At 61.4% G+C, this 23,902-nt stretch carries 22 protein-coding genes and 2 pseudogenes; 12 read left to right on the forward strand and 12 right to left on the reverse strand.

What is annotated here, in order from left to right; all coding sequences use genetic code 11:
* Positions 1-3: 3 nt before the first annotated feature.
* Positions 4-2,154: a lipase family protein gene (locus SC318_RS09515; RefSeq protein WP_320430558.1), complete on the forward strand. Its 2,151-nt coding sequence runs from the start codon at positions 4-6 to the stop codon at positions 2,152-2,154.
* A 9-nt stretch (positions 2,155-2,163) separates the two neighbouring features.
* On the opposite strand, the gene codA is transcribed toward SC318_RS09515, so the two are convergent.
* The 4 genes from codA to SC318_RS09535 all read right to left on the reverse strand — a co-directional run bounded on the left by codA (position 2,164) and on the right by SC318_RS09535 (position 6,464).
* Positions 2,164-3,399: a cytosine deaminase gene (codA, locus tag SC318_RS09520; RefSeq protein ID WP_320430559.1), complete on the reverse strand. Its 1,236-nt coding sequence runs from the start codon at positions 3,397-3,399 to the stop codon at positions 2,164-2,166.
* A 65-nt stretch (positions 3,400-3,464) separates the two neighbouring features.
* Positions 3,465-4,733 (reverse strand): cytosine permease, encoded by a 1,269-nt coding sequence (codB, locus tag SC318_RS09525; RefSeq protein WP_320430560.1) that lies wholly within the window; start codon positions 4,731-4,733, stop codon positions 3,465-3,467.
* A gap of 218 nt (positions 4,734-4,951) precedes the next feature.
* Positions 4,952-5,308, reverse strand: coding sequence for a 6-carboxytetrahydropterin synthase QueD (gene queD / locus SC318_RS09530; RefSeq protein WP_017736453.1), 357 nt, complete (start codon positions 5,306-5,308; stop codon positions 4,952-4,954).
* Between the two features lie 76 nt (positions 5,309-5,384).
* Positions 5,385-6,464 carry a patatin-like phospholipase domain-containing protein gene (locus SC318_RS09535; RefSeq protein WP_320430561.1) on the reverse strand — a complete coding sequence of 360 codons (1,080 nt, stop codon included), beginning with the start codon at positions 6,462-6,464 and terminating at the stop codon, positions 5,385-5,387.
* 177 nt (positions 6,465-6,641) lie between these two features.
* On the opposite strand from SC318_RS09535, the gene SC318_RS09540 reads away from it, so the two are divergent.
* From SC318_RS09540 to SC318_RS09555, 4 genes are read left to right on the forward strand one after another with little or no spacing between them, the layout of a single operon-like run.
* Positions 6,642-6,944 carry a PepSY domain-containing protein gene (locus tag SC318_RS09540; protein WP_320430562.1) on the forward strand — a complete coding sequence of 101 codons (303 nt, stop codon included), beginning with the start codon at positions 6,642-6,644 and terminating at the stop codon, positions 6,942-6,944.
* Positions 6,944-7,255, forward strand: a complete 312-nt coding sequence (locus tag SC318_RS09545) for a PepSY domain-containing protein (RefSeq protein ID WP_306492424.1) — start codon at positions 6,944-6,946, stop codon at positions 7,253-7,255. The genes SC318_RS09540 and SC318_RS09545 overlap by 1 nt, the downstream gene beginning before the upstream one ends.
* Positions 7,255-7,923 (forward strand): response regulator transcription factor, encoded by a 669-nt coding sequence (locus tag SC318_RS09550; protein ID WP_320430563.1) that lies wholly within the window; start codon positions 7,255-7,257, stop codon positions 7,921-7,923. Before SC318_RS09545 ends, SC318_RS09550 begins: the two co-directional genes overlap by 1 nt.
* Positions 7,920-9,239 carry a sensor histidine kinase gene (locus SC318_RS09555; protein WP_320430564.1) on the forward strand — a complete coding sequence of 440 codons (1,320 nt, stop codon included), beginning with the start codon at positions 7,920-7,922 and terminating at the stop codon, positions 9,237-9,239. Before SC318_RS09550 ends, SC318_RS09555 begins: the two co-directional genes overlap by 4 nt.
* A gap of 201 nt (positions 9,240-9,440) precedes the next feature.
* Here the strand turns inward: SC318_RS09555 and SC318_RS27000 are convergent, their stop codons facing one another.
* Positions 9,441-10,196: a methyl-accepting chemotaxis protein gene (locus SC318_RS27000; RefSeq protein ID WP_413817639.1), complete on the reverse strand. Its 756-nt coding sequence runs from the start codon at positions 10,194-10,196 to the stop codon at positions 9,441-9,443.
* Positions 10,197-10,298: 102 nt separating this feature from the next.
* A pseudogene (locus SC318_RS27005) lies at positions 10,299-11,588 on the reverse strand (HAMP domain-containing protein); the annotation flags it as partial.
* Positions 11,589-11,824: 236 nt separating this feature from the next.
* On the opposite strand from SC318_RS27005, the gene SC318_RS09565 reads away from it, so the two are divergent.
* The 3 genes and pseudogenes from SC318_RS09565 to SC318_RS27015 all read left to right on the forward strand — a co-directional run bounded on the left by SC318_RS09565 (position 11,825) and on the right by SC318_RS27015 (position 14,997).
* Entirely contained in the window at positions 11,825-13,144 is a 1,320-nt protein-coding gene (locus tag SC318_RS09565; protein WP_320431206.1) for a Na+/H+ antiporter family protein, read from the forward strand.
* A 173-nt stretch (positions 13,145-13,317) separates the two neighbouring features.
* Positions 13,318-14,139, forward strand: a pseudogene (locus SC318_RS27010) (cache domain-containing protein); the annotation flags it as partial.
* Positions 14,140-14,241: 102 nt separating this feature from the next.
* The gene (locus tag SC318_RS27015; protein WP_413817640.1) at positions 14,242-14,997 is read left to right on the forward strand and encodes a methyl-accepting chemotaxis protein; all 756 of its coding nucleotides are present in this window, start codon (positions 14,242-14,244) and stop codon (positions 14,995-14,997) included.
* A gap of 216 nt (positions 14,998-15,213) precedes the next feature.
* On the opposite strand, the gene yegQ is transcribed toward SC318_RS27015, so the two are convergent.
* Positions 15,214-16,527 carry a prephenate-dependent tRNA uridine(34) hydroxylase TrhP gene (gene yegQ / locus SC318_RS09575; RefSeq protein ID WP_320430567.1) on the reverse strand — a complete coding sequence of 438 codons (1,314 nt, stop codon included), beginning with the start codon at positions 16,525-16,527 and terminating at the stop codon, positions 15,214-15,216.
* A gap of 175 nt (positions 16,528-16,702) precedes the next feature.
* Between yegQ and SC318_RS09580 the strand changes: the two genes are divergently transcribed.
* On the forward strand, positions 16,703-17,770 hold the full coding sequence (locus tag SC318_RS09580) for an AI-2E family transporter (protein WP_320430568.1): 1,068 nt from the start codon (positions 16,703-16,705) through the stop codon (positions 17,768-17,770).
* Here SC318_RS09580 and SC318_RS09585 read toward each other — a convergent pair.
* The 3 genes from SC318_RS09585 to SC318_RS09595 form a co-directional block, all read right to left on the reverse strand.
* Positions 17,767-17,949, reverse strand: a complete 183-nt coding sequence (locus tag SC318_RS09585) for a hypothetical protein (RefSeq protein ID WP_320430569.1) — start codon at positions 17,947-17,949, stop codon at positions 17,767-17,769. The two genes, SC318_RS09580 and SC318_RS09585, sit on opposite strands and share 4 nt — an antisense overlap.
* A 91-nt stretch (positions 17,950-18,040) precedes the next feature.
* Complete coding sequence (locus SC318_RS09590) at positions 18,041-18,235, reverse strand: hypothetical protein (protein WP_306492431.1); 195 nt, start codon at positions 18,233-18,235, stop codon at positions 18,041-18,043.
* A 233-nt stretch (positions 18,236-18,468) separates the two neighbouring features.
* Positions 18,469-18,828, reverse strand: coding sequence for a hypothetical protein (locus SC318_RS09595; protein WP_124385968.1), 360 nt, complete (start codon positions 18,826-18,828; stop codon positions 18,469-18,471).
* A gap of 155 nt (positions 18,829-18,983) precedes the next feature.
* On the opposite strand from SC318_RS09595, the gene SC318_RS09600 reads away from it, so the two are divergent.
* A complete protein-coding gene (locus SC318_RS09600) occupies positions 18,984-19,805 on the forward strand; it encodes a shikimate 5-dehydrogenase (protein ID WP_320430570.1) in 822 nt (273 codons plus the stop codon).
* Positions 19,806-19,945: 140 nt separating this feature from the next.
* On the opposite strand, the gene SC318_RS09605 is transcribed toward SC318_RS09600, so the two are convergent.
* A complete protein-coding gene (locus tag SC318_RS09605) occupies positions 19,946-20,596 on the reverse strand; it encodes a YceH family protein (RefSeq protein WP_320430571.1) in 651 nt (216 codons plus the stop codon).
* Between the two features lie 115 nt (positions 20,597-20,711).
* On the opposite strand from SC318_RS09605, the gene SC318_RS09610 reads away from it, so the two are divergent.
* Positions 20,712-21,221: a DUF1993 domain-containing protein gene (locus SC318_RS09610; RefSeq protein WP_320430572.1), complete on the forward strand. Its 510-nt coding sequence runs from the start codon at positions 20,712-20,714 to the stop codon at positions 21,219-21,221.
* A 65-nt stretch (positions 21,222-21,286) separates the two neighbouring features.
* Here SC318_RS09610 and sstT read toward each other — a convergent pair whose 3' ends face one another.
* Positions 21,287-22,507 carry a serine/threonine transporter SstT gene (gene sstT, locus SC318_RS09615; RefSeq protein WP_320430573.1) on the reverse strand — a complete coding sequence of 407 codons (1,221 nt, stop codon included), beginning with the start codon at positions 22,505-22,507 and terminating at the stop codon, positions 21,287-21,289.
* A 239-nt stretch (positions 22,508-22,746) separates the two neighbouring features.
* Between sstT and SC318_RS09620 the strand changes: the two genes are divergently transcribed.
* Positions 22,747-23,901: an MFS transporter gene (locus tag SC318_RS09620; RefSeq protein ID WP_320430574.1), complete on the forward strand. Its 1,155-nt coding sequence runs from the start codon at positions 22,747-22,749 to the stop codon at positions 23,899-23,901.
* Position 23,902: the final 1 nt, after the last annotated feature.

Here is a 23,902-nt window from a genome sequence, read left to right on the forward strand (position 1 = left end):
CTCATGAGTCAGGATGCACGGAAGCAACTTTTTTTCAGTGATATTAAACCGGCCTGTGCATTGCAAGGACATTGGGTAAGTTTTTGTTTGGTTGATGAACTCGGTTCAGGGTCTTCGTATGGCGGCCTACGATACACCGTCTATGACAGTGCCGGACAAGGATATGAGGGTCGATTAAACGGAGAAGGCTTTGCTGAGCTAAAGAATATTTATTGTGGTCCTGTGATTCTTCTTCTCGATGATTTGTATTCTGGCGTGGAGCAGCCGTATCAGCGGTTAATGAGACGGCCTACTTATGCGCTCCCTATTACGGAACTTCAATTTCGAGCCGAACAAACGCGGTTTTCCGGTACTCATGGCCGGCGAACCGAGAGTAATCCTATACAGCAGACAGCCGACCGGTTCTATCAAGTCGAGGTACGTGATTTGGTGCGTCATATTGCCCATTTGCCGCCGATAGAACCACGCGCACATGGCCCAAAACGCCACGCTTTAAAAATGATGGCGGAACTTGGATTCGGCCCGCCCGAGCCAATCTTGGCCGGTATTGTGCTGTTCCCCAACTGCCACTCCGCCCTTGAGGTTCGGCCTTTGCGAGCGTTACGACCGATGCTGTCCACGCAAGACAGCTTTTGTGCCTTGAACCTGTATCAGTTGGCGTTGTTTGCTGCGATGAGTTATTGCGATTTCGGCCAAGAGCCACCCGTAAACCCTTTGGATGAAGTGCGCTTTCCGCATAATCCCAGCGTCGGAAATCTGTTCGCCGAGCAGCTGTCGGCGTATCACGAAGCTTGGCGGATTGATCCGGAGCAAGTGCTTCGCTTTTATCCGCTTTATGAAGAAGTCCCTTATTCAAAACGCTTCGAAATCCTGCCCTTCGATCCGGAGTTGTATCCGCAAAATCGCCCGGAACTAAAAACTGAGCAGGAACACCCTGCGCGCTTGCACTTCTTCGATGACGAAAAGGACGGTACCGACACCCAGGCCTTTATCACCCACCACGACGAAGTGGTCCTGATATCTGTGCGAGGCACATTCAGCAAGGCCGACGCGCTGCGGGATGCAAATGCCCACCAAGTTGTTTTCGCTGACGGCGTCGGCAAGGCGCATGAGGGCTTTTATCAGGCATACCGATCAATGCGCAGTTTCGTAGTGCAATACCTTGACCAATTCTATATAGGGCAGCGAATTATCATCTGCGGCCACAGCCTGGGCGGCGCGATTGCCTTACTACTCGCCGAAGCACTGCGCCGAATCCCGGACGCCAACTACAACATCCTCCTCTACACCTACGGTGCCCCCCGCGCTGCAGATTCCGAGTTCACCGCAGGCGCCTCTGCCCTGGTCCACCACCGAATCGTCAACCACAACGACCCTGTCCCCAGTGTCCCTGCGCCTTGGATGAACACCACCGCCAAACTATGGGTGCCAGGCGCCGTCACCTTGTTCAGCGCCCCCACCGCCGGCGGCTTGTTGTTCGCGGCGGGCCTGGTACGCGTCGGTGGGAATGCCTACAAGCATCATGGCGAACAACAGCACTTTATGCCGATTGAACTTGGCGATGGCACGCGTTCTTCGGTGTTGTGGAAACCCGGCTGTGAGTCGATCCAGGAGGCCGGGTGCAATCGAGCATTGCAGCTGCACGGCGACATGCCCGAGCGCGGCAACCTGTTGAGGCAGCTATTGCAGGCCAATCAGCACTTCATGACCGCCAGCTATATTCCTGCGGCGTGGGCGACATTGCGGCGCTGGCAGCAAACCCTGGACAGCCAGGGGCCGATGGTCACCGCGAGGGAATTCGAATTGGTTGATAGCGCGTTAGAAGACATGCGCAGGCAGCTCAGAGCCAAACGCAGTGAGCTGAAGGGCTTGCGCCCGGCCAATGACCGTAATCATGAGCATAACGATGCCTTGAACGCAGAGATCGACCGCTTGCATACCAGCCGTGAGCGCCTGGCCAGCCTGCGCTGGCGTCGCCTTGATGCAAGGGATGTGTACGGTAGTCATGCGCACGGCGCCGACCTGCAACTGGGCCTCAAGCGCTGGTTCACCCACCGGGAAAACCGAGCCCTGTCCCAGGTTGCCAGTATCCCGCCACCCATTCATAGCGACCTGGGCAAAGCGCACGTTCTGGACATCGACTCGATTGTCTAACGCCACGCGTTACACAAATTCCACCTGCGCCGGCTGGCGCTTCATCAGCACCTTGCCGTTGCGGATCGAATACAGCGGCAGGCCCTGGCTGCGAATCACCTCATAGTCGCTGTCTGCCGAGAGCACCAGCAGGTTGGCGGGTCGACCGGGTACCAGGCCGTACCGGTCGCCAAGTGCCATGGCCTGGGCGCTGTTGTCGGTGACCAAATCCAGGGCGCTCTGCAGGTTGCGGTAGCCGAGCATATGGCAGATGTGCAGACCGGCTTCCAGTACCCGCAGGATGTTGCCGTTGCCCAACGGGTACCAGGGGTCGACGATGGAGTCCTGGCCGAAACACACATTCATGCCGGCTTCGAGCAGTTCGTTGACGCGCGTGACACCCCGGCGTTTCGGGAAACTGTCAAAGCGGCCTTGCAGGTGGATACTTTCGGTGGGGCAAGAGACGAAGCTGATGCCCGAGTGGCCCAGCAGGCGAAACAGTTTGGCGCAGTAGGCGTTGTCGTAAGAGCCCATGGCGGTGGTGTGGCTGGCGGTGACACGGGCGCCCATGTCGCGGCTGCGGGCTTCTTCGGCCAGCACTTCAAGAAAACGGGAGTGCGGGTCGTCGGTTTCGTCGCAATGCACATCCACCAGGCAGCCGGTGCGTTCGGCCAGGTCCATCAGAAATTTCACCGAGCTCACCCCCTGATCGCGGGTGTACTCGAAATGTGGAATGCCGCCGATCACGTCGGCGCCCAGGCGAATGGCTTCTTCCATCAGTTCACGGCCATTGCGGAAAGACTCAATGCCTTCCTGGGGAAAGGCCACGATCTGCAGGTCGATCAGGTGCGGGCTTTCTTCACGCACTTGCAGCATGGCCTTGAGCGCAGTGAGGTCCGGGTCGGTCACGTCGACGTGGGTGCGCACATGCTGGATACCGTGGGCGGCGAGGGCCTGGATGGTTTGTTTGGCGCGGCTTTTGGTGTCTTCCTGAGTGATGGTGGCTTTGCGTTCCCCCCAGCATTCGATGCCTTCGAACAGGGTGCCGCTCATGTTCCAGCGTGGTTCGCCAGCGGTGAGGGTGGCGTCCAGATGAATGTGCGGTTCGACGAAGGGCGGGATCACCAGGTTGCCGGCGGCATCCAGGTCGCCAGCGGTTAACGCCGGTACGGCTGTTTGCGCGGTGATGCTGGCGATCCGGCCATGTTCCAGGTGCAGATCATGCAGGCCTTCACGGTTGCGCAGGCGGGCATTGATGATGTGCATGGGCAAGTTCCTCTTGGCTAAATTCAATCAGGCGGCCGTCAGGTTACCACCGGCCGCGGTCAGGCTCATGCCTGGGCGTCAGCCAACGGTTGGCGCACCCGCAGCAGGGCGCTGAGCAGTATGTAGGTGAGCGACGCGGCGGCGATCCCCACCAGCGGCGCAACCCATGGCGAGTTGAACGCCAGCAGCGTGCCCACCGCATACGCCGTCAGCCCTGGCCAGTTGAACGCGGGCAGGCGAGCCTGCGCCAGGCGTGGGTACTGGCCGCGATAACGGTAGAAAAAGTCGGCCATGATCACCCCGCCAATCGGCGGGATCACCGTGCCCAGCAGAATCAGGTACGGCACCAGCATGTCGTACATGCCCAGCAAGGCGAGCAGGGTGCCGATCACCGCACCGGCCAGGGTCACGGTTTTGCGTCGCCGGGTGCGCAGCAGGTTGCAACCGGCGACGGCGAAGTTATAGATGGTGTTGTCCTGGGTGCTCCAGATATTGAGCAGCAACATGGCCATCGCCGCCATGGCAAAACCCTGCAGCAACAAGACTTCCACCACATCGGGCTGCTGATAGACGATGGCGCCATAGGCGCCGATCAACACCATCAGGCCGTTGCCGATAAAAAAGCCGATCAGGCTGGCCAGTACCGCCACCCTGGCCGAACGGGAAAACCGCGTCCAGTTGGTGGCCTGGGTCGCGCCGCTGACAAAGGTGCCGAACACCAGGGTGATCGCCGTGGACAAATCCAGCTCGGTGCTTGGCACCACCGCCAGCAAGCCATCCAAACCGCCAATTTTGACGGTAGCGACCCACATCGACAGCAACAGCAGAATGCCCATGGCGGGTACCGCGATGTAAGACAGGATTTCCAGCCCGCGATACCCCACGTACGCTGTGGCACAGAACAGCAGGCCAAACACCACCATCAAGGCCAGCACGCTGCCCTGGCTCAATTCGAAATACTTGCCCAGCACCACGGCGGCAGTCGCGGTGCCCCAGGCGTACCAGCCGATCTGGGTGAACCCGAGGATCAGGTCACTGAGCTTGCTGCCGATTTCACCGAAGCAGAACCGCCCCATCAACACTGAGTTCAAACCGCTCTTGAAGGCGATGTAACCCAAGCCAGCGGCGTAGATACCCAGCAGCAGGTTACCCAGGGCCACAACGCCGAGCATGCCGGTAAAACTGAAGGCCACTCCCAGTTTGCCGCCGGCAAACATGGTTGCCGTAAAAAACGTGAACCCCAGCAGCACCATGGCCGTGGATGCCAGGCCCTTGCGCGCATGCAGAGGCACTTCGCTGAGGGGGTAATCGTTGCCGGATTCTTGCTGGGTCATGTGCCGTGCTCCCTGAATAATGACGCAGGCCTGTTGCACCGTGCGTGCCAACCCGGCGGCAGTGGCGCACGTACCCGGAGCGCTCGTCCGTTACAGCGGCGGGGTGGTTCCAGAGGGGCGATCAAGCGCGAAAGCAGTGCAGCCGTGACACAAATTGGATCGGCTTGGGCCAGGCGTAAAAAAACCACCCGCAGGTGGTTTTTTCAACAACGCATCGCTTACTCGCCGCGATAGATGCACCCGCTGGTGCACGTTTCATGGATGCGAATCGCACTGAGCTCCGGCAGCAGTGGCTTCAACTCAGTCCAGATCCACTTGGCCAGCACTTCGCTGGTAGGGTTTTCCAGGCCGGGGATGTCATTGAGGTAGTTGTGGTCGAGACGCTCGTAGAGCGGCTTGAAGATCGCCTTGATTTCCGAGAAGTCACGAATCCAGCCGGTATGGGGATCCAGGTCGCCGCTCAAGTGGATCGCCACCTTGAACGAATGCCCGTGCAGGCGCCCGCATTTATGGCCGTCCGGGACGTGCGGCAGGCGGTGGGCGGATTCGAACGTAAACTCTTTGAAGATTTCCACGGTATTTTCAGCTCGGTCAGGTATCTGGCAGGCGACGAGTTTAACAGCTTGACCCGTCGCCGCGCATACCGCTGGGTCAAAGGGCTTGCAAACGCTCGCCCAGCCCCCCGTTGTCCGCCAACTGCAGAAACTCATCCCCCAACCGCTGGCTCTCGCTCATTGCCGTCTGCCAGTATTTGTTGCGACTTGCGTCATCGCCCATGAAACGCTTGAAGTCGCTACGGTCCGGCAATTTGCCGTAAGGCAGGCGGGCCAGGTAGTCCTTTGACGGTGCCAGCAGCAGGACGTCCTGCAAACCCTGCTGGTTGCTGCGTCGCCACGGCAGGCCTTTGTCGAACCAGCCGGGGATGACCCGGTCGGTAAAGTGCGGGTACAGCACGATATCGTCGCCGCGGTAGGGCAGGTCGAGGTGGTAATCCAGCAGACCGCCATCACGGTAGGTGCCCGCGCCTGCGCCGGGCAGGTCGCGCACGCCCTGCATCACCATGGGAATCGAGCCGGACGCCAGCAGTGCCTGACGCAGGTTGCCCAGTTCCAGTTCAAGGAAGCGCGACGGGAAATCGTTGAGTGGGTGCACCGGGGGCGCCTGGCGGGGGTCGTGAACGATCAGGCGTTCGAAATGCCGCGACAGCCGTGCGCGGCCGCGCAGGTTATCGGCGATCACCGAGGACAGGCCCAGGCCCAACCGGCCCCTGTGGTCGTCGGCGAGCAGGCCGTGGCTCTTCACCACCATGATGTTCAGGCGATAGTCGGGATTGGCCAGTACCTGCGCATCGCGGCCGGCCAGCAGGTCGTCGAGCATGCGTTGGCAGCTCTGGCTGACTTCGGCCATGGTCACGCCTTTGGCAAAACGCTGTTCGTTATACAGGCGGCCCAGGTCGAGCAAGCCTTGTACCGGGTCGGGCAGGCAAGCGCTGGCAAACCGCCAGGAACCGATGGACGCACCGATCAGCGCCCGCTCCCGGGGCGCACGCGCCAGCCAGTCGCCGAACAGCGCCAGGTCCAGGCCCTGGATGCCCAAGGCCTTGGGGCCGCCGGCCGCGCCCGGAAGAATGCCGACGTCAGAAGGCGCAAGGCCTTGCTCACGAATACGGGCAAAGGCGCGTTTACCAGCCTTGAGCGTCAGGGCGGTGAACTTGATGTGGATGGCTGTCATACCGGTCTCTGTCAAAGCGATTGGGGAACGAACTCGCGTCAATCTTTATAAACACTGCGCCAGCAAGAGCAAGCTGCCCCCTGCAGGGAATTGCCATGGTGGCAATTCAGCTTCAGTTAAGTTGCCAGGCGTACGGTGAGCAGTCGTAGGACAAACATCCTGAAACGGAGACTTATCATGAAGCGCCTTACAGCGCTGGTCGCCGCCGGTATCATTGCATGCTCGCTCACGCAGGCCTGGGCAATGGACCCCGACAAACCACTGAAATTGCCCGGCACTGTTACTATTGTCGCCTTCGATCAGCTTGAAGCCACCGCACTTGCCCTGCACCCCGGTTCGACCCTGCTGGGGACCGATCTGGACGAAGAGTACGGCAAGTATATCTACCAGATCGAGCTGGTAGATGCCCATGGCCTTGAGTGGGACGTTGAATTGGATGCGCTCACCGGGCACGTTCTCAAGAATCATCAGGACACGTAATGACGGTATATCGACGCGCCGCTAGTCTGGTGCTGCTGGCGCTCCTGGCCTTTTGCACCAGCCTGGCCGCTCGCGACCTCAATCAGGATGAAGCCCTGGCCCTGCGTCAGCAGGGGGTGATCCTGCCGCTGGAGCAGCTGTTGCACACTGCAATGTCACGCTACCCTGGGGCCCGGCTGCTGGAGGCGGAGCTGGAGAAAAAGCACGGCCAATACGCCTATGAAGTGGAGCTGGTGACCACCGACGGCGTGGTGCGCGAAATCAAGCTTGACGCAACCACCGGTACATTGATCAAAGATAAGGAAGACTGATGCGCCTGCTCCTGGTGGAAGACAACGTCCCGCTGGCCGATGAGCTGCTGGCCGGCCTGCAGCGCCAAGGCTATGCGGTCGATTGGCTGGCCGATGGGCGCGACGCGGCGTATCAGGGCCGCAGCGAACCCTATGACCTGATCATCCTCGACCTTGGCCTGCCGGGCTTGCCGGGGCTGGAGGTGCTGGCGCAATGGCGCGCGGCAGCCCTGGCCACGCCGGTGCTGGTGCTGACCGCGCGTGACTCCTGGGCAGAACGCATCGAAGGGCTCAAGGCCGGTGCCGATGATTATCTGAGCAAGCCTTTTCACCCCGAAGAACTGTACCTGCGCATTCAAGCGCTGTTACGACGGTCTCACGGGCATGCCAACCAACCGACCCTGCAAGCCGCCGGCCTGCACCTGGACGAAGGTCGCCAGTGCGTGCTGCGCGACGGCGACGAAATCCAGCTCACCGCCGCCGAGTTCCGCCTGCTGCGGTATTTCATGCTGCACCCCGAACAGATCCTGTCGAAAACTCACCTGGCCGAACACCTCTATGACGGCGAGACCGAGCGCGACTCCAACGTGCTGGAAGTTCACGTCAACCACCTGCGCCGCAAGTTGGGGCGCAGTGTGATCGAAACCCGGCGCGGCCAGGGTTACCGGTTCGGCGCGAGCCCTGCATGAAGTCGATCCAGCGGCGCTTGAGCCTGGGCTTGATCAGCGTGATGGTGATCGTCGGCGTGGTGCTGGCGCAAACCAGTCTGTGGTTGTTCGAGGCCGGTCTGCAGCGCTATCTGGAGGCGGGCCTGCGCAACGACAGCGAGAACCTGTTGTCGGCGCTGGTGCGCGGACCCAACGGCGTACAGTTGGATGAGCATCGCCTGTCACCGGCTTATCAGCGCCCTTTCTCGGGGCACTATTTCCGTATTGATTTTGCCGACACGCACTGGCGCTCCCGGTCATTGTGGGACCAGGAACTGCCAACGCTCCCCGAGGCCGGGCTCAAGGGCAACCTGCAACTGGGGCCTGAAGGCCAGAAGTTGTTGATATTGCGTTCGGACTACAAACGTTTCGGCCAACCGATCTCCATCAGCGTGGCGCAGGACTACACGCCGGTACGGGAAAGCTTTCGCCTGATGCGCCAGATCGGCTTGGTGCTGGGCCTGGCGGCATTGCTGGTGGTGTTGGTGTTGCAACGCATCACCGTGCGCCGCGCCTTGCGCCCGCTGGAAACGGCGCGCAACCAGATCGCTCAGTTGCAACAGGGCCAGCGCTCGCAACTGGACACCCAGGTGCCGCTGGAGCTGGAGCCCTTGGTGGCGCAGATCAACCATTTGCTCGCCCACACCGAAGACAGCCTCAAACGCTCGCGCAATGCCTTGGGCAACCTGGGGCACGCGCTGAAAACCCCATTGGCGGTGATGTTGAGTGCAGCATCGAGCGAAGCCCTCCGGGATCAGCCGCAGTTGAGCCAGTTGTTGCGCGATCAGCTTGAGCAGGTGCAGCAGCGCCTCAATCGCGAGCTCAATCGTGCGCGCCTGGCGGGCGAAACCCTGCCGGGTGCGCTGTTCGACTGTGAAAAGGAACTGCCGGGGCTGCTGGCCACCCTGAACATGATCCACGGCGAACACCTGGACCTGAGCTACCACGTCGCCCCTGGCCTGCAACTGCCGTGGGACCGTGAAGACTTGCTGGAGTTGCTCGGCAACCTGCTGGACAACGCCTGCAAATGGGCGGATGCCGAAGTGCGATTGAGCATCAGTGAAACGCCGCACGGCTATCGTCTGGCAATCGAAGACGATGGCCCTGGCATCCCTGAGACCCAGCGTGACCAAGTGTTCAGCCGTGGTGCGCGGCTGGATGAACAGATCGACGGCCACGGCCTGGGGCTGGGCATCGTGCGCGATATTGTCGAGGTGTGGGGCGGGGCGTTGCAGTTGCAGGAAAGTGAGCTGGGTGGGCTCAAGGCGCTGATCGAGCTGCCACACCGCCACGTTTGAGCTAGAGGCGTTCAGTCAAGACGCACCAGAAGCGAGAACTAACCTGTGGCGAGGGAGCTTGCTCCCGCTGGGCCGCGAAGCGGCCCCAAACAATGGGCCTGCTGCGCAGTCCAGCGGGAGCAAGCTCCCTCGCCACAGGTACGGTGTTCGCCTTGACTGACTGGCATTAGGGCAAGCCCGCTGCCAAAGCGAAGACGGTTCCTACACCCGAAACTGATCCATCAACCCCTGCTGCTGATTCGCCAGGCTGTTCAACGCCCGGCTTACCCGCGCCGACTCATTGGCCTGTTCCGACAGCGACTCGGTCACATCCCGAATCGTCGCCACGTTGTTGTTGATCTCCTCGGCCACCGCGCTTTGCTCTTCGGCGGCGCTGGCGATTTGCAGGTTCATGTCGCTGATCACGGTGACGGCGTCACCGATCTGGCGCAGCGCGGTGACTGCCTGGCCGACCTGCTCGACGCTGCCCTGGGCCTGGCGATAGCTGTTGCCCATGGCCCCGACCACTTCTGCAGTACCGCTTTGCAAGTGTTCGATGACCACGCGGGTTTCCTCCACCGACTCCTGGGTGCGCTGTGCCAGGTTGCGCACTTCGTCGGCCACCACCGCAAAGCCACGGCCCGCCTCGCCGGCGCGGGCGGCCTCGATGGCGGCATTGAGGGCCAGCAGGTTGGTTTGCTCGGCGATGCCGCGAATCACTTCGAGCACCGAGCCGATCTTCTCGCTGTTGCTGGCCAGGCCTTCAACCTGCGCCATGGCCGTGCTCATGTCAGCGGCCAGCAGGCCGATGTTGCTGGTGGTCTGGCCGATCACGGTCAGGCCCTCGCGGGTGGACTGGTCGGCATCGCGGGCGGCTTGCGCGGCTTGGGCTGCGCTACGGGCCACGTCCTGGGCGGTGGCGCTCATTTCGTGAGAGGCGGTGGCCACCTGGTCAACCTGGCGATACTGCTGCTCCATGCCGGCGCTGGTTTCGCTGGCAATCGCGGCGGATTGGTCGGCAGTGCCGCGGGCGTCCTGCACCGAGCGTTTGACCTCGGCGATGATCGGTTGCAGCTTGTCGAGGAAACGGTTGAACCAGCCCGCCAGTTGACCCAGCTCGTCCTGTTTGTCGTAGGCCAGGCGGCGGGTCAGGTCGCCTTCGCCGCTGGCGATGTCTTCAAGCATATGCGCTACGCCAAGGATAGGCCGGGTCACGCTGCGCGCCATCAGCCACACCAGTATCAAACCGACCACGGCGGCCAGCAGGCCCAGGCCGAGCTCCAGCAGGGTGCCCCTGGTGTTGTCGGCATCCAGCTGGGCTTTGAGCGCCTCGGCTGGCGCCACCAGCACTTTTTTCGGTACGTCCAGCAGCACGCCCCACGGCTTGCCCCCCGGAATCGGTGCGAAAGGCGCCAGCACTTTGAGTTGCTGATCGTTACGCAGGCTGCGGATCTGTGTGCCGCTCGCCAGGGCAGTGATCAGCTGTGCGCCGCTGGCCGTGTCGACCTGGTCCAGGCGTTGGCTGAGCTTGCTGGCGTCTGGGCTGTAGCCGGCGAGCAAGCCGGTGGGGCTGAGGATGCTGACCTGGGTCTGGCCGTCGTACAGCTTGTGGCTGGCCTGTTGGCTCACGGCCTGCAAGCTGTTGAGGTTGATGTCCACCGACAGCGAGGCAATGACTTTGCCATTGACCATCAGCGGGAAGACGATGCTGGTCATCAGCACGTTCTGCCCGTCGATCACATAAAAGTAGGGTTCGATCACGCAGGGCTTGAGGGTGGTGCGCGGGCAGGTGAACCAGGCGTTGGCTTTTTCGCCGCTGGGGCCGACGGAGGTGTCGGCCATGTCGCTTTCGGGCAGCGCCATGGAGGTGATTTTGCCGGGTGTTGGTTGCGACCAGTACAGGGCGAAGCGGCCAGTGTCGTTACTGCCCAGTTCGGCCTGGTTGGCGAACAACTCATCCTTGCCGTCCAGCGCATTGGCTTCGAACACCAGGGACAAACCGAGCAGATCAGGGTTGGCCAGCAGCGCGGCCTTGACCTGACGGGTCAGGTCTTCGCGGGTGTCGAAGGCATCCAGGAAGCGTTTTTCCGCCTGCTCGCGCAAAAACAGCACCTGGCGGGAAAACCCATGGCCGTACTGGTAGGCGTCCATGAACTGCTGGCGAATGCCCAGCGCCTGCACTTCACCCTGGGCTTCGATGCGCGCCTGGGCGGCTTCATCCAGCATCTGCATGCTGGAGGCTTTGACCTGCTCGGAGCTTTGCGCCATCCGATACAGCGACAGGCCGACCAGCAAGGTCACGATCCCCAGCAGGCACAGGCCCGCGAGTAGGGTGATTTTCCATTGAATGGAGAGCTGCCTGAGCGACATCGGGACATCCTTACCTGACTACACATGGAAAATCGTTATCGGCTGCGCTGACTCCTTCTTTATTCAAACATCCAATTTAAAGCTCAAAACGGCGTCGTTTTTTGACATGGCCGTCCCGCTGCTGCAAAGTGCGCGCCCTCTAATAAGACTCTTCAAGCCCACACCGGCAGCGCCTGCGATGGCCGCTGCGGCGCGGGTATGCCTGTCTTTTATGTTTTTGTCCTGAGGTAACCATGATTAACGCTGTTATCGCCGCGGTCGGCACCATGCTGGTGCTCAGCCTGTCCCGCGTGCATGTGGTCATCGCCATCATCGTCGGCGCCCTGGTGGGCGGCCTGACCGGTGGCCTGGGTATCGACGCCACGCTCAAAGCGTTCAACAGTGGCCTGGGCGGCGGTGCGACGGTGGCTTTGTCCTACGCCTTGCTCGGCGCTTTCGCGGTGGCGATTGCCAAGTCCGGCCTGGCCCATGCCTTGGCGGACAAAGCGCTGTTGCTGGTGGATCGGCAGGAAGCCAGCGGCGGCAACCACGTCAAATGGCTGTTGATCGGCTTGCTGTGGGCGGTGGCGATTGCTTCGCAGAACATCCTGCCGATCCACATTGCGTTCATCCCGCTGCTGGTGCCGCCGCTGTTATACGTGTTGACCAAGCTGCAACTGGACCGTCGCCTGATCGCGTGCGTCATGACGTTCGGTTTGATCACGCCCTACATGTTCCTGCCGGTGGGGTTCGGCAATATCTTCCTCAACCAGATCCTGTTGGCCAACGTGGCCAAAAGCGGCGTGGACATCAGCCAAGTCAACGTGACCCACGCCATGAGCCTGCCCGCGCTGGGCATGGTGGTCGGCCTGCTGGTGGCAGTGTTTATCAGCTATCGCAAAAAACGCGTGTACGACCTGGCGAAAATCGAGCGTGTCGAACAGGTGGCGGTGCAGTACAACCCGTTGACCCTGCTGGTGGCCGGCCTGGCGATTGCCTCGGCGTTCATCATCCAGCTGTGGCTGGACTCGATGATCATCGGGGCGCTGGCCGGTTTCCTGATTTTCTCGGTGTCGGGCATCGTGCGCTGGCGCGACACCGATGACCTGTTCACCGAAGGTATGAAGATGATGGCGATGATCGGCTTCATCATGATCGCCTCGTCGGGCTTTGCCGAAGTGCTCAAGGCCACCGGTGATGTGCGCTCGCTGGTGCAAGCGTCGGCGGCGTTCATCGGCCATAGCCGTGGGGTGGGAGCGCTGTTGATGTTGCTGGTGGGGCTGTTGGTGACCATGGGCATCGGTTCGTCGTTTTCCACGGTGCCGATCCTGGCCGCGATTTTTGTGCCGTTGTGCGTGCAACTGGGTTTCAGCCCGGTGGCCATCGTGTGCATCGTCGGCACCGCCGGGGCCTTGGGCGATGCAGGTTCTCCAGCATCGGACTCCACCCTCGGCCCGACCTCCGGCCTGAATATCGACGGCCAGCACCATCACATCTGGGACACCGTGGTGCCGACTTTCCTGCACTACAACCTGCCGCTGCTGGCGTTTGGCTGGCTGGCGGCGATGACGCTCTGAGGCGTCCATCGTGGCGAGGGAGCTTGCTCCCGCTGGGCTGCGAAGCGGCCCCAAAAGCTGGCGGGCGCTGCGCACCCGAGCGGGAGCAAGCTCCCTCGCCACAAGAGAGTGCTCCAGAAAATCGACGTTTGGCCGTTAACCTCTCGAGTCGCCACTAATAAGAGAGAAAAGCCATGCGTCTGAGCCTCAAGGCCAAAGTCCTGACCCTTGCCGTCGTGCCGGTGCTGCTGTTTGCCCTGGTTATCAGCCTGACCACCGTGTGGATTCTTCAGGACCAGGCGCGCAACGAAGTGGATGAAACCCGCCAGCGCCTGCTCAACAACGCCAAGGCCACGCTGCAAAGTTATGTCGAAGTTGCCATGACCACCATCAAGCCGCTCTACGACGCTGCCGCTCCCGGTGACACGGCGGCGCGGGCGCAGGTGGTCAAGCTGCTGTCCAACACCAGCTACGGCAAGGACGGTTACTTCTTCGGCTACGACTCCGAGACCATTCGCCTGTTCAAGGGCAACAGCCCGGACGGCGTGGGCAAGAGCTTCAAGGACAACCGCGACCCCAACGGCGTCTACGTCAACCGCGACCTGGTCAAGGTCGGCAAGGACGGCACCCATTACCTGCAATACAGCTCGACCCAGCCCGGCCAGACCGAACTGGTGCCCAAGCTCGGCTACACCGAATACCTGCCCAAGTGGGACATGGTCATTGGTACCTCGGTGAACCTCGATGGCATCGAAGCCCAGGTCGCGGTGGTCGAGGCCAAGGTTGAAAAACGCATGGAAGGCGTGCTGTTGAGCATTCTCGGGGTGGCCGTCGTGGTGCTGCTGGTGATTGCCGCCGTCGGCCTGCTGGTGGCCAACACGATCCTGCGCCCCCTGAGCCTGATGAAGGCCAACCTGGACGACATCGCCGCCGGTGAAGGTGACCTGACGCGCCGCCTGGCCATTACCAGCCAGGATGAGCTTGGCGACCTGGCCGGCGCGTTCAACCGGTTTGTCGACAAAATCCACGGGTTGGTGCGCCAGATCACTGAAATGACCGGGCAACTCACCGGCCTGGTGGGCCAGGTCTCCGAGCAGGCCCAGCGCTCGGAAACCGCCATGGAACGCCAGCGTCACGAAACCGACCAGGTGGCCACCGCGATCAATCAAATGTCGTCCGCCGCCCACGAAGTGGCACGTAGCGCCCAGGGTGCCGCCGTTGCCGCGCAGCAGACCGACGCCGAGGGCCAGGCCGCCAAGCGCGTGGTGGACGGCAGCATCACTCAGATCCATGCGCTGGTGAACGATATCCGTAGCAGCGGCGTGTCCCTCGACAGCCTGCAGCAGGATGTGTCGTCGATTGTCAGTGTGCTCGGCGTGATCCGCTCGATTGCCGAACAAACCAACCTGCTGGCGCTCAACGCCGCGATTGAAGCCGCGCGGGCAGGGGAGGCCGGGCGTGGTTTTGCCGTGGTCGCCGATGAAGTGCGCGCTTTGGCCAGCCGCACCCAGACCAGCACCCAGGAAATCCAGGGCATGATCGACCGCCTGCAAAAAGGCACCCAGGCCGCTGTGGACGCCATGCGCCGCTCCAGCGATGCCGGTGACGGCACGTCGGCCCAGGCGAACCAGGCCGGGGCGTCGCTGGATACCATGGCCCAGTTGATCGGTACCATCAACTCGATGAACGCGCAGATCGCCAGCGCCGCCGAAGAACAAACCGCCGTGGCTGAAGAGATCAACCGCAGCGTGCATCAGATTGCCGTGGCGGTGGACAGCGTGGCCGATGAAACCCAGCTCGGCGCCCAGACGTCCCGCAGCCTGGCGGACCTGGGCCAGCGCCTGGGGCAGTTGGTGGGCCAGTTCAGGATCTGACCCGCTTCACGCATTGTTGTGATGAAACTCGATGTGAGAGGGGGGGTTGCACTAAAGTCAGCCAGGTAAGGCTTTTTTGTAGGAGCGAGCTTGCTCGCGAAGAACTCAGGCACCCCGCGTTTATTCAGAATGAACGCGTTGCCTGGATGTTTTTCGCGAGCAAGCCCGCTCCTACAATGGACCACTTCGCTTAACTGACTATGCCCATCAGAGGGTCTACACGTCGCGCATCAGCAGCCCAAAGCTCAGGTCCATCTCTGCCGGAAGGGGCAGATACACCGTGTGCCCATCCCCCGGGGCTACGTCGATGGCGTCGCCCTTGGCGTTATGCAGCGTGGCCAAGTCAAAGTGAAAATTGCCCGCTGGCGTCATCAGTTCCAGGTGATTGCCCAGCGCAAAACGGTTCTTCACCTTGACCTCGGCCAGCTCGCCCCGGCGTTCGCCGGTCAATTCACCGACAAATTGCTGGCGCTCGGAGACGGAGCTGCCGTTCTGGTAGTTCTGGTATTCGTCGTGCACATGACGGCGCAGGAACCCTTCGGTGTAGCCGCGCTGGGCCAGGGATTCGAGGTCGGTCATCAAGCGGCGGTCAAAGGCGCGGCCGGCCATCGCATCATCGATTGCGCGGCGATACACCTGGGTGGTGCGCGCGCAGTAGAAGTGCGATTTGGTGCGGCCTTCGATTTTCAGCGAGTGCACGCCCATGTGGGTCAGGCGCTCGACGTGCTGTACGGCGCGCAGGTCCTTGGCGTTCATGATGTAGGTGCCGTGTTCGTCTTCGAAGGCGGGCATCTGCGCTTCGGGACGGTTGGCTTCCTGCAGCAGGAACACCTGGTCGGTCGGCGTGCCGATGCCCAGCGTCGGCTCGAATGCCTGGACGATCTCGCCCGTGGCATTTTCCACCGCCGGGGTGGCCTGGTATTTCCAGCGACACGCGTTGGTGCAGCTACCCTGGTTGGCGTCGCGCTTGTTCATATAGCCCGACAGCAGGCAACGCCCGGAATAGGCCATGCACAGCGCGCCATGCACGAACACTTCCAGCTCCATGGCCGGTACCTGTTGGCGAATCTCGCCGATCTCCTCCAGGGACAGCTCCCGCGACAGGATTACCCGGCAGATCCCTTGTTGTTGCCAGAACGCCACGCTGGCCCAGTTAACGGTATTGGCCTGGACCGACAAATGAACCGGCATCTGTGGAAAATGCTGGCGCACCAGCATGATCAGCCCTGGGTCAGACATGATCAGCGCATCCGGGCCCATGGCGACCACCGGGGCCAGGTCCTTGAGAAAGGTTTTCAGCTTGGCATTGTGCGGCGCGATGTTCACCACCACGTAGAAACGCTTGCCCTGTGCATGGGCTTCCCGGATACCGAGGGCCAGGTTGGCGTGGTCGAATTCATTGTTGCGCACGCGCAGGCTGTAGCGCGGCTGGCCGGCATACACCGCATCGGCGCCATAGGCAAAGGCGTAGCGCATGTTCTTCAACGTGCCGGCGGGCGCGAGCAGTTCGGGGGCGATCAGTGGGAGCATGGAGGTGTGGGCCGCAAAAAGGCGCGAGGGTAGTGCAGGCCATGGCCCGGTGCATTGATCCAGGTCTAGGTAAGCCGATCTATGCTTGTTCGATAAACCAGGGCACTCCCAGGTGTCGCTGCGGACTAAGCAACAGGGCCGACATCGGCCTTGTGCTTTTTGACATGGATCGGACATGAATCAAACCAACCTGCAATTCAAGACCCTGCTGTTACTGCTGGCTCTGGTCACCGTCGCTTTTATCTGGATATTGCTGCCCTTCTACGGCGCGGTGTTCTGGGCGGTGATCCTCGGCATCATCTTCGCGCCCATGCAACGCCGCCTGCAGCAGCGCTTTGGCTGGAACCGCAACCTCACCTCACTGACCACCTTGTCGGTGTGTCTGGTGGTCGCGATTTTGCCGGTGATCGTTACCAGCGCCTTGCTGGTGCAAGAGGGCGCCACCCTTTACAAGAACATCGAAAGCGGCAAGTTGGATGTGGCCGGTTATATCGAACAGTTCAAGCATTTCCTGCCGCCGTATTTTCAACACCTGCTGGACCGCTTTGGCATGGGCAACCTGGAAGGGCTGCGGGAAAAGGTGGTGAAAGGCGCGATGCAGGGCAGCCAGTTCTTCGCCACCCAGGCGTTCAGCTTCGGTCAGGGCACGTTCGATTTCCTGGTGAGCTTTTTCATCATGCTGTACCTACTGTTTTTCCTGCTGCGCGACGGCCCGGAACTGGTGCGCAAGGTGCGCACGGCGGTGCCATTGGCCGAGCCGCAAAAGCGACGCCTGCAACTGAAGTTCAACCGGGTGGTGCGGGCCACGGTCAAGGGCAACGTGCTGGTGGCCGTGACCCAAGGCGCGCTGGGAGGGCTGATCTTCTGGTTCCTGGACATTCCCAGTGCGTTGCTCTGGGCGGTATTGATGGCGTTTCTGTCCCTGCTGCCTGCGGTGGGCGCCGGGATCGTATGGGGGCCGGTGGCCGCCTACTTCCTGTTGAGCGGTTCAATCTGGCAGGGCGTTGTTCTGGCGCTGTTCGGCGTGTTCGTGATCGGTCTGGTGGACAACGTGCTGCGCCCGATTCTGGTGGGCAAGGACACCAAAATGCCGGACTACCTGATCCTGATCTCCACCCTGGGCGGGCTGTCAGTGTTTGGCCTGAACGGCTTCGTGATCGGCCCGCTGGTCGCGGCGCTGTTCATGTCCTGCTGGGCGTTGTTTGTCGAAACCAAGCCGCGGGTCAAGCTGCCGTTGCCCTAGGCTTCAAGCCAGCAGCTGGCGGCCAACTGGCGTTGCATCTGGGCATCGGATAACGAGGTGAGCGGGCCGCTGATAGGCTCGCCATCGCGTACCACGTACCAGCAGGCGAGCAAGCCCAGCTTGCGAAGAGGGGCGGGGACGGCGCTGCCGACGACGGACATGATTTGAACAGTGGGCATAAGTACCTCCAAACGTTATGGAGGCCACCTTACGGTGCGGTGACGCCAAGGAAAAATCACCTGGCTCGATAGTCGACATCAACGCCACACGTCAATCCACCACTTGATCAAGCATGTGCACCACTTCCTGCTCGCTGAGCACGCCCTTGCGCACCAGGTTCTCTGCCAGCAGTGCCAGGAACTTCGCGCTGCGGTGGCCTTCCAGGTGCTTGAGTTCGGTCAGTGCGCTGTACACCTTGCTGGACGTGCAGAGGCCAGCGGTGCGGTGCGGATTTTGTGTGGGCATGGTCAATCGTCCTTAATTGTTATTGAGTGGACAGAGTCGATACTGAGTCAGGTGCGTGACACAAACATGACAGCGTTCGTATCGGTCGATCAAGAGGGTATCCCCACCTGATCATGTGGGATTGGCACTCAAGCATTGTCCTCACAACGACCTTGACACGGTAAATCCAGACTTTCGGGCAAAAAAAAGCCCCGCGTGTGGGCGAGGCCTGTTGCGCATTCACCGACTGACGGTTACCAGCCGTGACGGTAGTAGCCGTGGGGAGGGCCGTAGTAGCCATAACCCCGTGGCGGGCCGTAATACACCGGCGCCGGACGGTAATAGACCTGCTGCTGCACATACACCGGTGGTGGCGGTGCGTAGTAGACCGGCGGCGGAGCGGCATACACCGGCTGCGGCTGCACGTACACCGGTTGCTGCACATAGACCTCACGAGGCTGGCTGGCAACCACGGAGCCGACGACAGCTGCACCGACGAGAGCACCCAACACGGCCGGGCCACCCCAACCACCACCGTGGGCAGAGGCTTGGCCTGCCATAGCGAGTGCGCCAATAAGCAAGGCAATCTTGGGGACTTTACGAATCATGGTCATTCCTCGGTTAGCCCCTGCGCTTGTGGTCTGCAATCAATAGACTCAAGGATTGTCGCGGGGATACTTTTAAGACAACGTGTTTCTGAAAAACAGCACAGCCAATAGGTAAAGGTTGTGTAAGGTCTGTACCGATTTGCTTACTCAAGGAGCTACCCATGCAGATGCACCCCAACAAGGACACCCAACTGTGCATGTCACTGTCGGCCCGTCCCGGGAATTTCGGCCTGCGTTTCCATAACCATCTGTATGAGCAGTTGGGCCTGAATTTCTACTATAAAGCCTTCAGCAGCCAGGATTTGCCCGGCGCGATCGGTGGCATACGGGCGCTGGGCATTCGGGGTTGCGGTGTGTCCATGCCGTTCAAGGAGGCGGCCATCGCCTTGATGGACGAACTGGACGATTCGGTTCAAGCCATCGATTCCCTCAACACCATCGTCAATACCGGCGGCCGTCTCAAGGCGTACAACACCGACTACATCGCCGTCGAGCAATTGCTGAAAAAGCATCAGGTGCCCAAAGACTCAAGCTTCGCCCTGCGCGGCAGCGGCGGCATGGCCAAGGCCGTGGCCAGTGCCTTGCGTGACGGCGGTTATGCCAACGGCGTGATCGTGGCGCGCAACGAGGTGGCGGGCAGGGCGCTGGCACGTAACCTGGGCTATGAGTGGCAGGCCGAACTGGGCGGTTTGCGCCCGCGGATGCTGGTCAATGTGACGCCGATCGGCATGACCGGCGGGGCAGAGGCGGATCAGTTGGCCTTTGAGGCCGATGCCATTGATCAAGCAGAAACCGTGTTCGATGTGGTGGCGATTCCCGCGGAAACACCGTTGATCGTGCGTGGACGTGCCCAGGGCAAGCGGGTGATTACCGGGCTTGAAGTGATCGCGATCCAGGCGTTGGAGCAATTTGTGCTCTATACCGGCGTGCGTCCTACCCAGGAGCAATTCCAGGCCGCCGTGGCGTTCGCCCGGGCGGTCTAAACGCGGAACGCTGTAGGAGCGAGCTTGCTCGCGAAAAACTCAAGGGCAGCGCGTTTATCCAGAATAAACGCATTGCCTGGGCGTTTTTCGCGAGCAAGCTCGCTCCTACAGTGGGCCGCCCGTTTCAAGTTGGACGCGTGTCAAGCCTGTTCCAACTGCGCCAGCCGTTCTTCCAGTGCCGCAATCCGCGCTTCCAACTCTTCAATACGCTCGGCCGACACAGCACCACCGCCGCGCTCCACCGGGTTGGCGCGCGCCGAAATAATCGCTTCGATATCCGCCGGATCCCCCAGTGCATGGGTATAACGGTCTTCGCGCTGACCCGCCTGACGCGGCACCAGCACCGCCAAGCCGCGTGCAATGAGGCGTTCGAGCTGATGCACCACCTGCTCGGCGTCCTCAAAGTCATGCATGCGCCCGCTGCGCGTGAGCAACTCGTTGACAGTCTGCGGGCCGCGCAGAAACAGCAGGCCGATCAGGATCACCTGGGCCGGCACCAGCTCCAGCGCCTTCTCCACACGGTGTTCCCAACGGTCGGCGCGGCTGCCCATGACCAGCCGGGTAAAACCCTGGCCTTCGAGTACGCGCAGGCTCTGGCCGACCTGACCCTGGCTCAGGTTGGTCACCGGTTCCCGGCTGGTTTTCTGGTTGCAGGCCAGCACCAGGGCGTTGAGGGTCAGGGGGTAGGTTTCCGGGTTGGTCGCCTGTTTTTCGATGAGGCAGCCCAGGATGCGGATTTCCGTGCTGTTCAGGCGCGGCTCAGGGGTGTCGGTGTCATGCTCGGCGGTCATCGCGCTTTCCCTATGCAGTGAATCCACTAGCCTAAGCCTGAAAAAATAAAAGACAAGCGGCAGGCATGGCTATAATCGCCGCTGGTTCCAACCCTGCCCTTACCGTGAGACTGACATGACCATTTCCCTGTATGCCGCTTCTATCCCAGTCTTCAAGCAAATGCTCAACGCCCTCAGCGATGTGCTGAACAAGGCCGAAGCCCACGCCACCGCCAAGAACATCGAGCCGAACGCGCTGCTGCAAGCGCGCCTGTTCCCGGATATGTTCGCGCTGGTGCGCCAGGTTCAGATCGCCGTCGACTTCGCCAAGGGCGTTTCCGCGCGCCTGGCCGAGATCGAAGTGCCCAAGTACGAAGACAGCGAAGTCACCTTTGCCGACCTGCAAGCGCTGATCGCCAAGGTGCTGGCCTTTGTCGCCACCATCAAGCCTGAGCAAATCGACGGCAAGGAAGGCATCGAGATCGTTACCCGCCCAGGCACCCCGAAAGAGAAGCGCTTCAGCGGCCAATCCTACCTGCTGACCTACGGCCTGCCGCAGTTCTTCTTCCACGTCACCACCGCTTACGCGTTGCTGCGTCATAACGGCGTTGAAGTGGGCAAACGTGACTACATGGGCGCTTTCTAAGCACTCACAAAAAAGCCCGGAAGCGTTGTTCAACGAACGCATCCGGGCTTTTTTATGGCCGGTGTTTACGCCGGCTGTTGATCCTTGTCCAAACAGGCCGCCGCGGTAAACAACACATCGGTGGACGAATTGAGCGCGGTTTCCGCCGAATCCTGCAGCACACCGATGATGAAGCCTACTGCCACTACTTGCATGGCGATTTCGCTCGGGATGCCGAACAGGCTGCACGCCAGCGGAATCAACAGCAGCGAACCACCGGCCACGCCCGAAGCGCCGCAGGCGCAGATGGCTGCAACCACACTCAGCAGCACGGCGGTGGGCAGGTCGACGGCAATGCCCAGCGTGTGCACGGCTGCCAGGGTCAGCACAGTGATGGTGATTGCCGCGCCGGCCATATTGATGGTGGCGCCCAGCGGGATCGAAACCGAGTAGGTGTCTTCATGCAGGCCCAGGCGTTTGCTCAGCGCCAGGTTAACCGGAATATTGGCCGCCGAACTGCGGGTGAAGAACGCGGTGATCCCGCTTTCGCGCAGGCACAGCAACACCAGCGGGTACGGGTTACGGCGCAGTTTCCAGAATACGATCGCGGGGTTGATCACCAGCGCCACGAACAGCATGCAACCGATCAGCACCACCAGCAGGTGGGCATAGCCGAGCAGGGCGCCGAAGCCGGAGGTGGCCAGGGTCGAGGCGACCAGGCCGAAGATACCCAGCGGGGCGAAGCGGATCACCACGCGTACGATCAGCGTCACGCCGTTGGACAAGTCGTCGAGCACGGTGCGGGTGGTTTCGCCGGCATGGCGAATGGCAATGCCCATGCCGATGGCCCAGGCCAGGATGCCAATGAAGTTGGCATTCATCAGGGCGCTGACCGGGTTATCCACCACGCTGAGCAGCAGGCTTTGCAGGACTTCGCCGATACCGCCGGGAGCGCTCACGGTGGCGTCATGGGTGGCCAGTACCAGGGACGATGGGAACAATGTGCTGGCAACCACCGCAACCACGGCGGCGGCAAAGGTGCCCAGCAGATACAGGAACAGGATCGGCCGGATGTGGGTCTCCTGGCCGTGTTTATGATTGGCGATGGACGCCATCACCAGCACAAACACCAGGATCGGCGCGACGGCCTTCAGCGCCGTGACGAACACCTTGCCAATAAAACCGGTGGCCTTGGCGGCCTCAGGCAACAACAGGGCCAGCAGAATCCCGGCGATCAGGCCGATGACAATTTGGGTGACCAGGCTGACGCGCATTAAACGTTGCAGCGGGGAAGGGGCAGCAGTCATAAACAGTTGTCTCTAGTTTTTTTAGTAGGGCACAGCATTGCAGGAAGAAAGTACTGTAGGAAGCAGGCGCGAAGTCTAGCATGCTGTAGGACGAGTCCCGTTTGCTGCGTCATTGCGTCACCCGCCCCGTCGGATTTGGCCAAATCCGGACATCTTCTGTTAACATTTCCTTTCTCTTCTTTTCTCTCCGTCAGCGGGCCCTTCGGGCTGTCGTTGATCTCGTCGTTTCTGGAGTTTTCATGCTGTTTCCCATCCTGCTGCTGTCGGCCGCCGGTTTTACCGTGCTGACCACAGAATTCGTCATTGTCGGCCTGCTGCCCTCGATCGCCCGGGACCTGAACGTCAGCGTGTCCGAGGCTGGGCTGCTGGTGACGCTGTTCGCGTTCACCGTGGCGGCGTTCGGTCCGTTCCTCACCGCCTACTTCGCACGGTTCCAACGCAAGCGCCTGTTCATCAGCATCCTGATCCTGTTCGCGGTGGCCAATACCGTGGCGGCGCTGGCGCCGAATATCTGGGTGATGGCCCTGGCCCGCTTGATCCCGGCCCTGGGCCTGCCGGTGTTCTGGGCGCTGGCCAGTGAAACGGCGGTGGATATCGTCGGCCCGGAATTCGCCGGGCGCGCGATCGAGAAAATCGGTTTTGGCATTGTCTGCGCCACGGTTTTCGGCATTCCGGTGGGCACGCTGATTTCCGACATGTTCGGTTGGCGCACCGCTTTTGCCGCGCTCGCGGTGATTGCGCTGGCCAAGGCGCTGTTGCTGTTTGTCTACCTGCCGGTCACTCAGGCCAAGAACGAGCAGGTCAGCCTGCGCTCGCAATTCAAGATCCTGCGCAGCCCAGTGATGCAGGGCCATATCCTGTTGTCGATCCTGGTGTTCAGCGGCATGTTCACCGCCTATACCTATTTGGCGGACATCCTTGAGCGCCTGGCCGGGTTTGACGGCACGCTGGTGGGCTGGTGCCTGATGGGCTTTGGCGCGGTCGGGTTGATCGGCAATTCCCTGGGCGGGCGGGCAGTGGATCGTCACCCGTTGATCGCCTCCATGGTGTTTTGCGGCTTCATGATCGCGGGTATGGTGGCGGTGGTGCCGGCCATCCACTCAACCATTGGTCTGGCGGCGGCCATGGCCGTGTGGGGCGTGACCCAGGCAGCGATGTTCCTGGTCAGCCATGTGCGGCTGATGAAGGCCGCGCCCCATGCACCGGCATTTGCCGCGTCGCTGAATATTGCCGGGGCCAACCTGGGTATCGGCTTGGGCGCGATGGTCGGCGGGCGGGTGATCGATACGCTGGGCCTGGGCAGCCTGGGCTTTGCCGCGTCGGGGTTTATCCTGGTGTCGATCCTGCTGGCATTTTGGCTGATGAGGGCCAAGCCGGCGTCGACCTGCGCCTGAC

Source organism: Pseudomonas sp. MUP55 (genome assembly GCF_034043515.1).
Lineage (GTDB): Bacteria > Pseudomonadota > Gammaproteobacteria > Pseudomonadales > Pseudomonadaceae > Aquipseudomonas.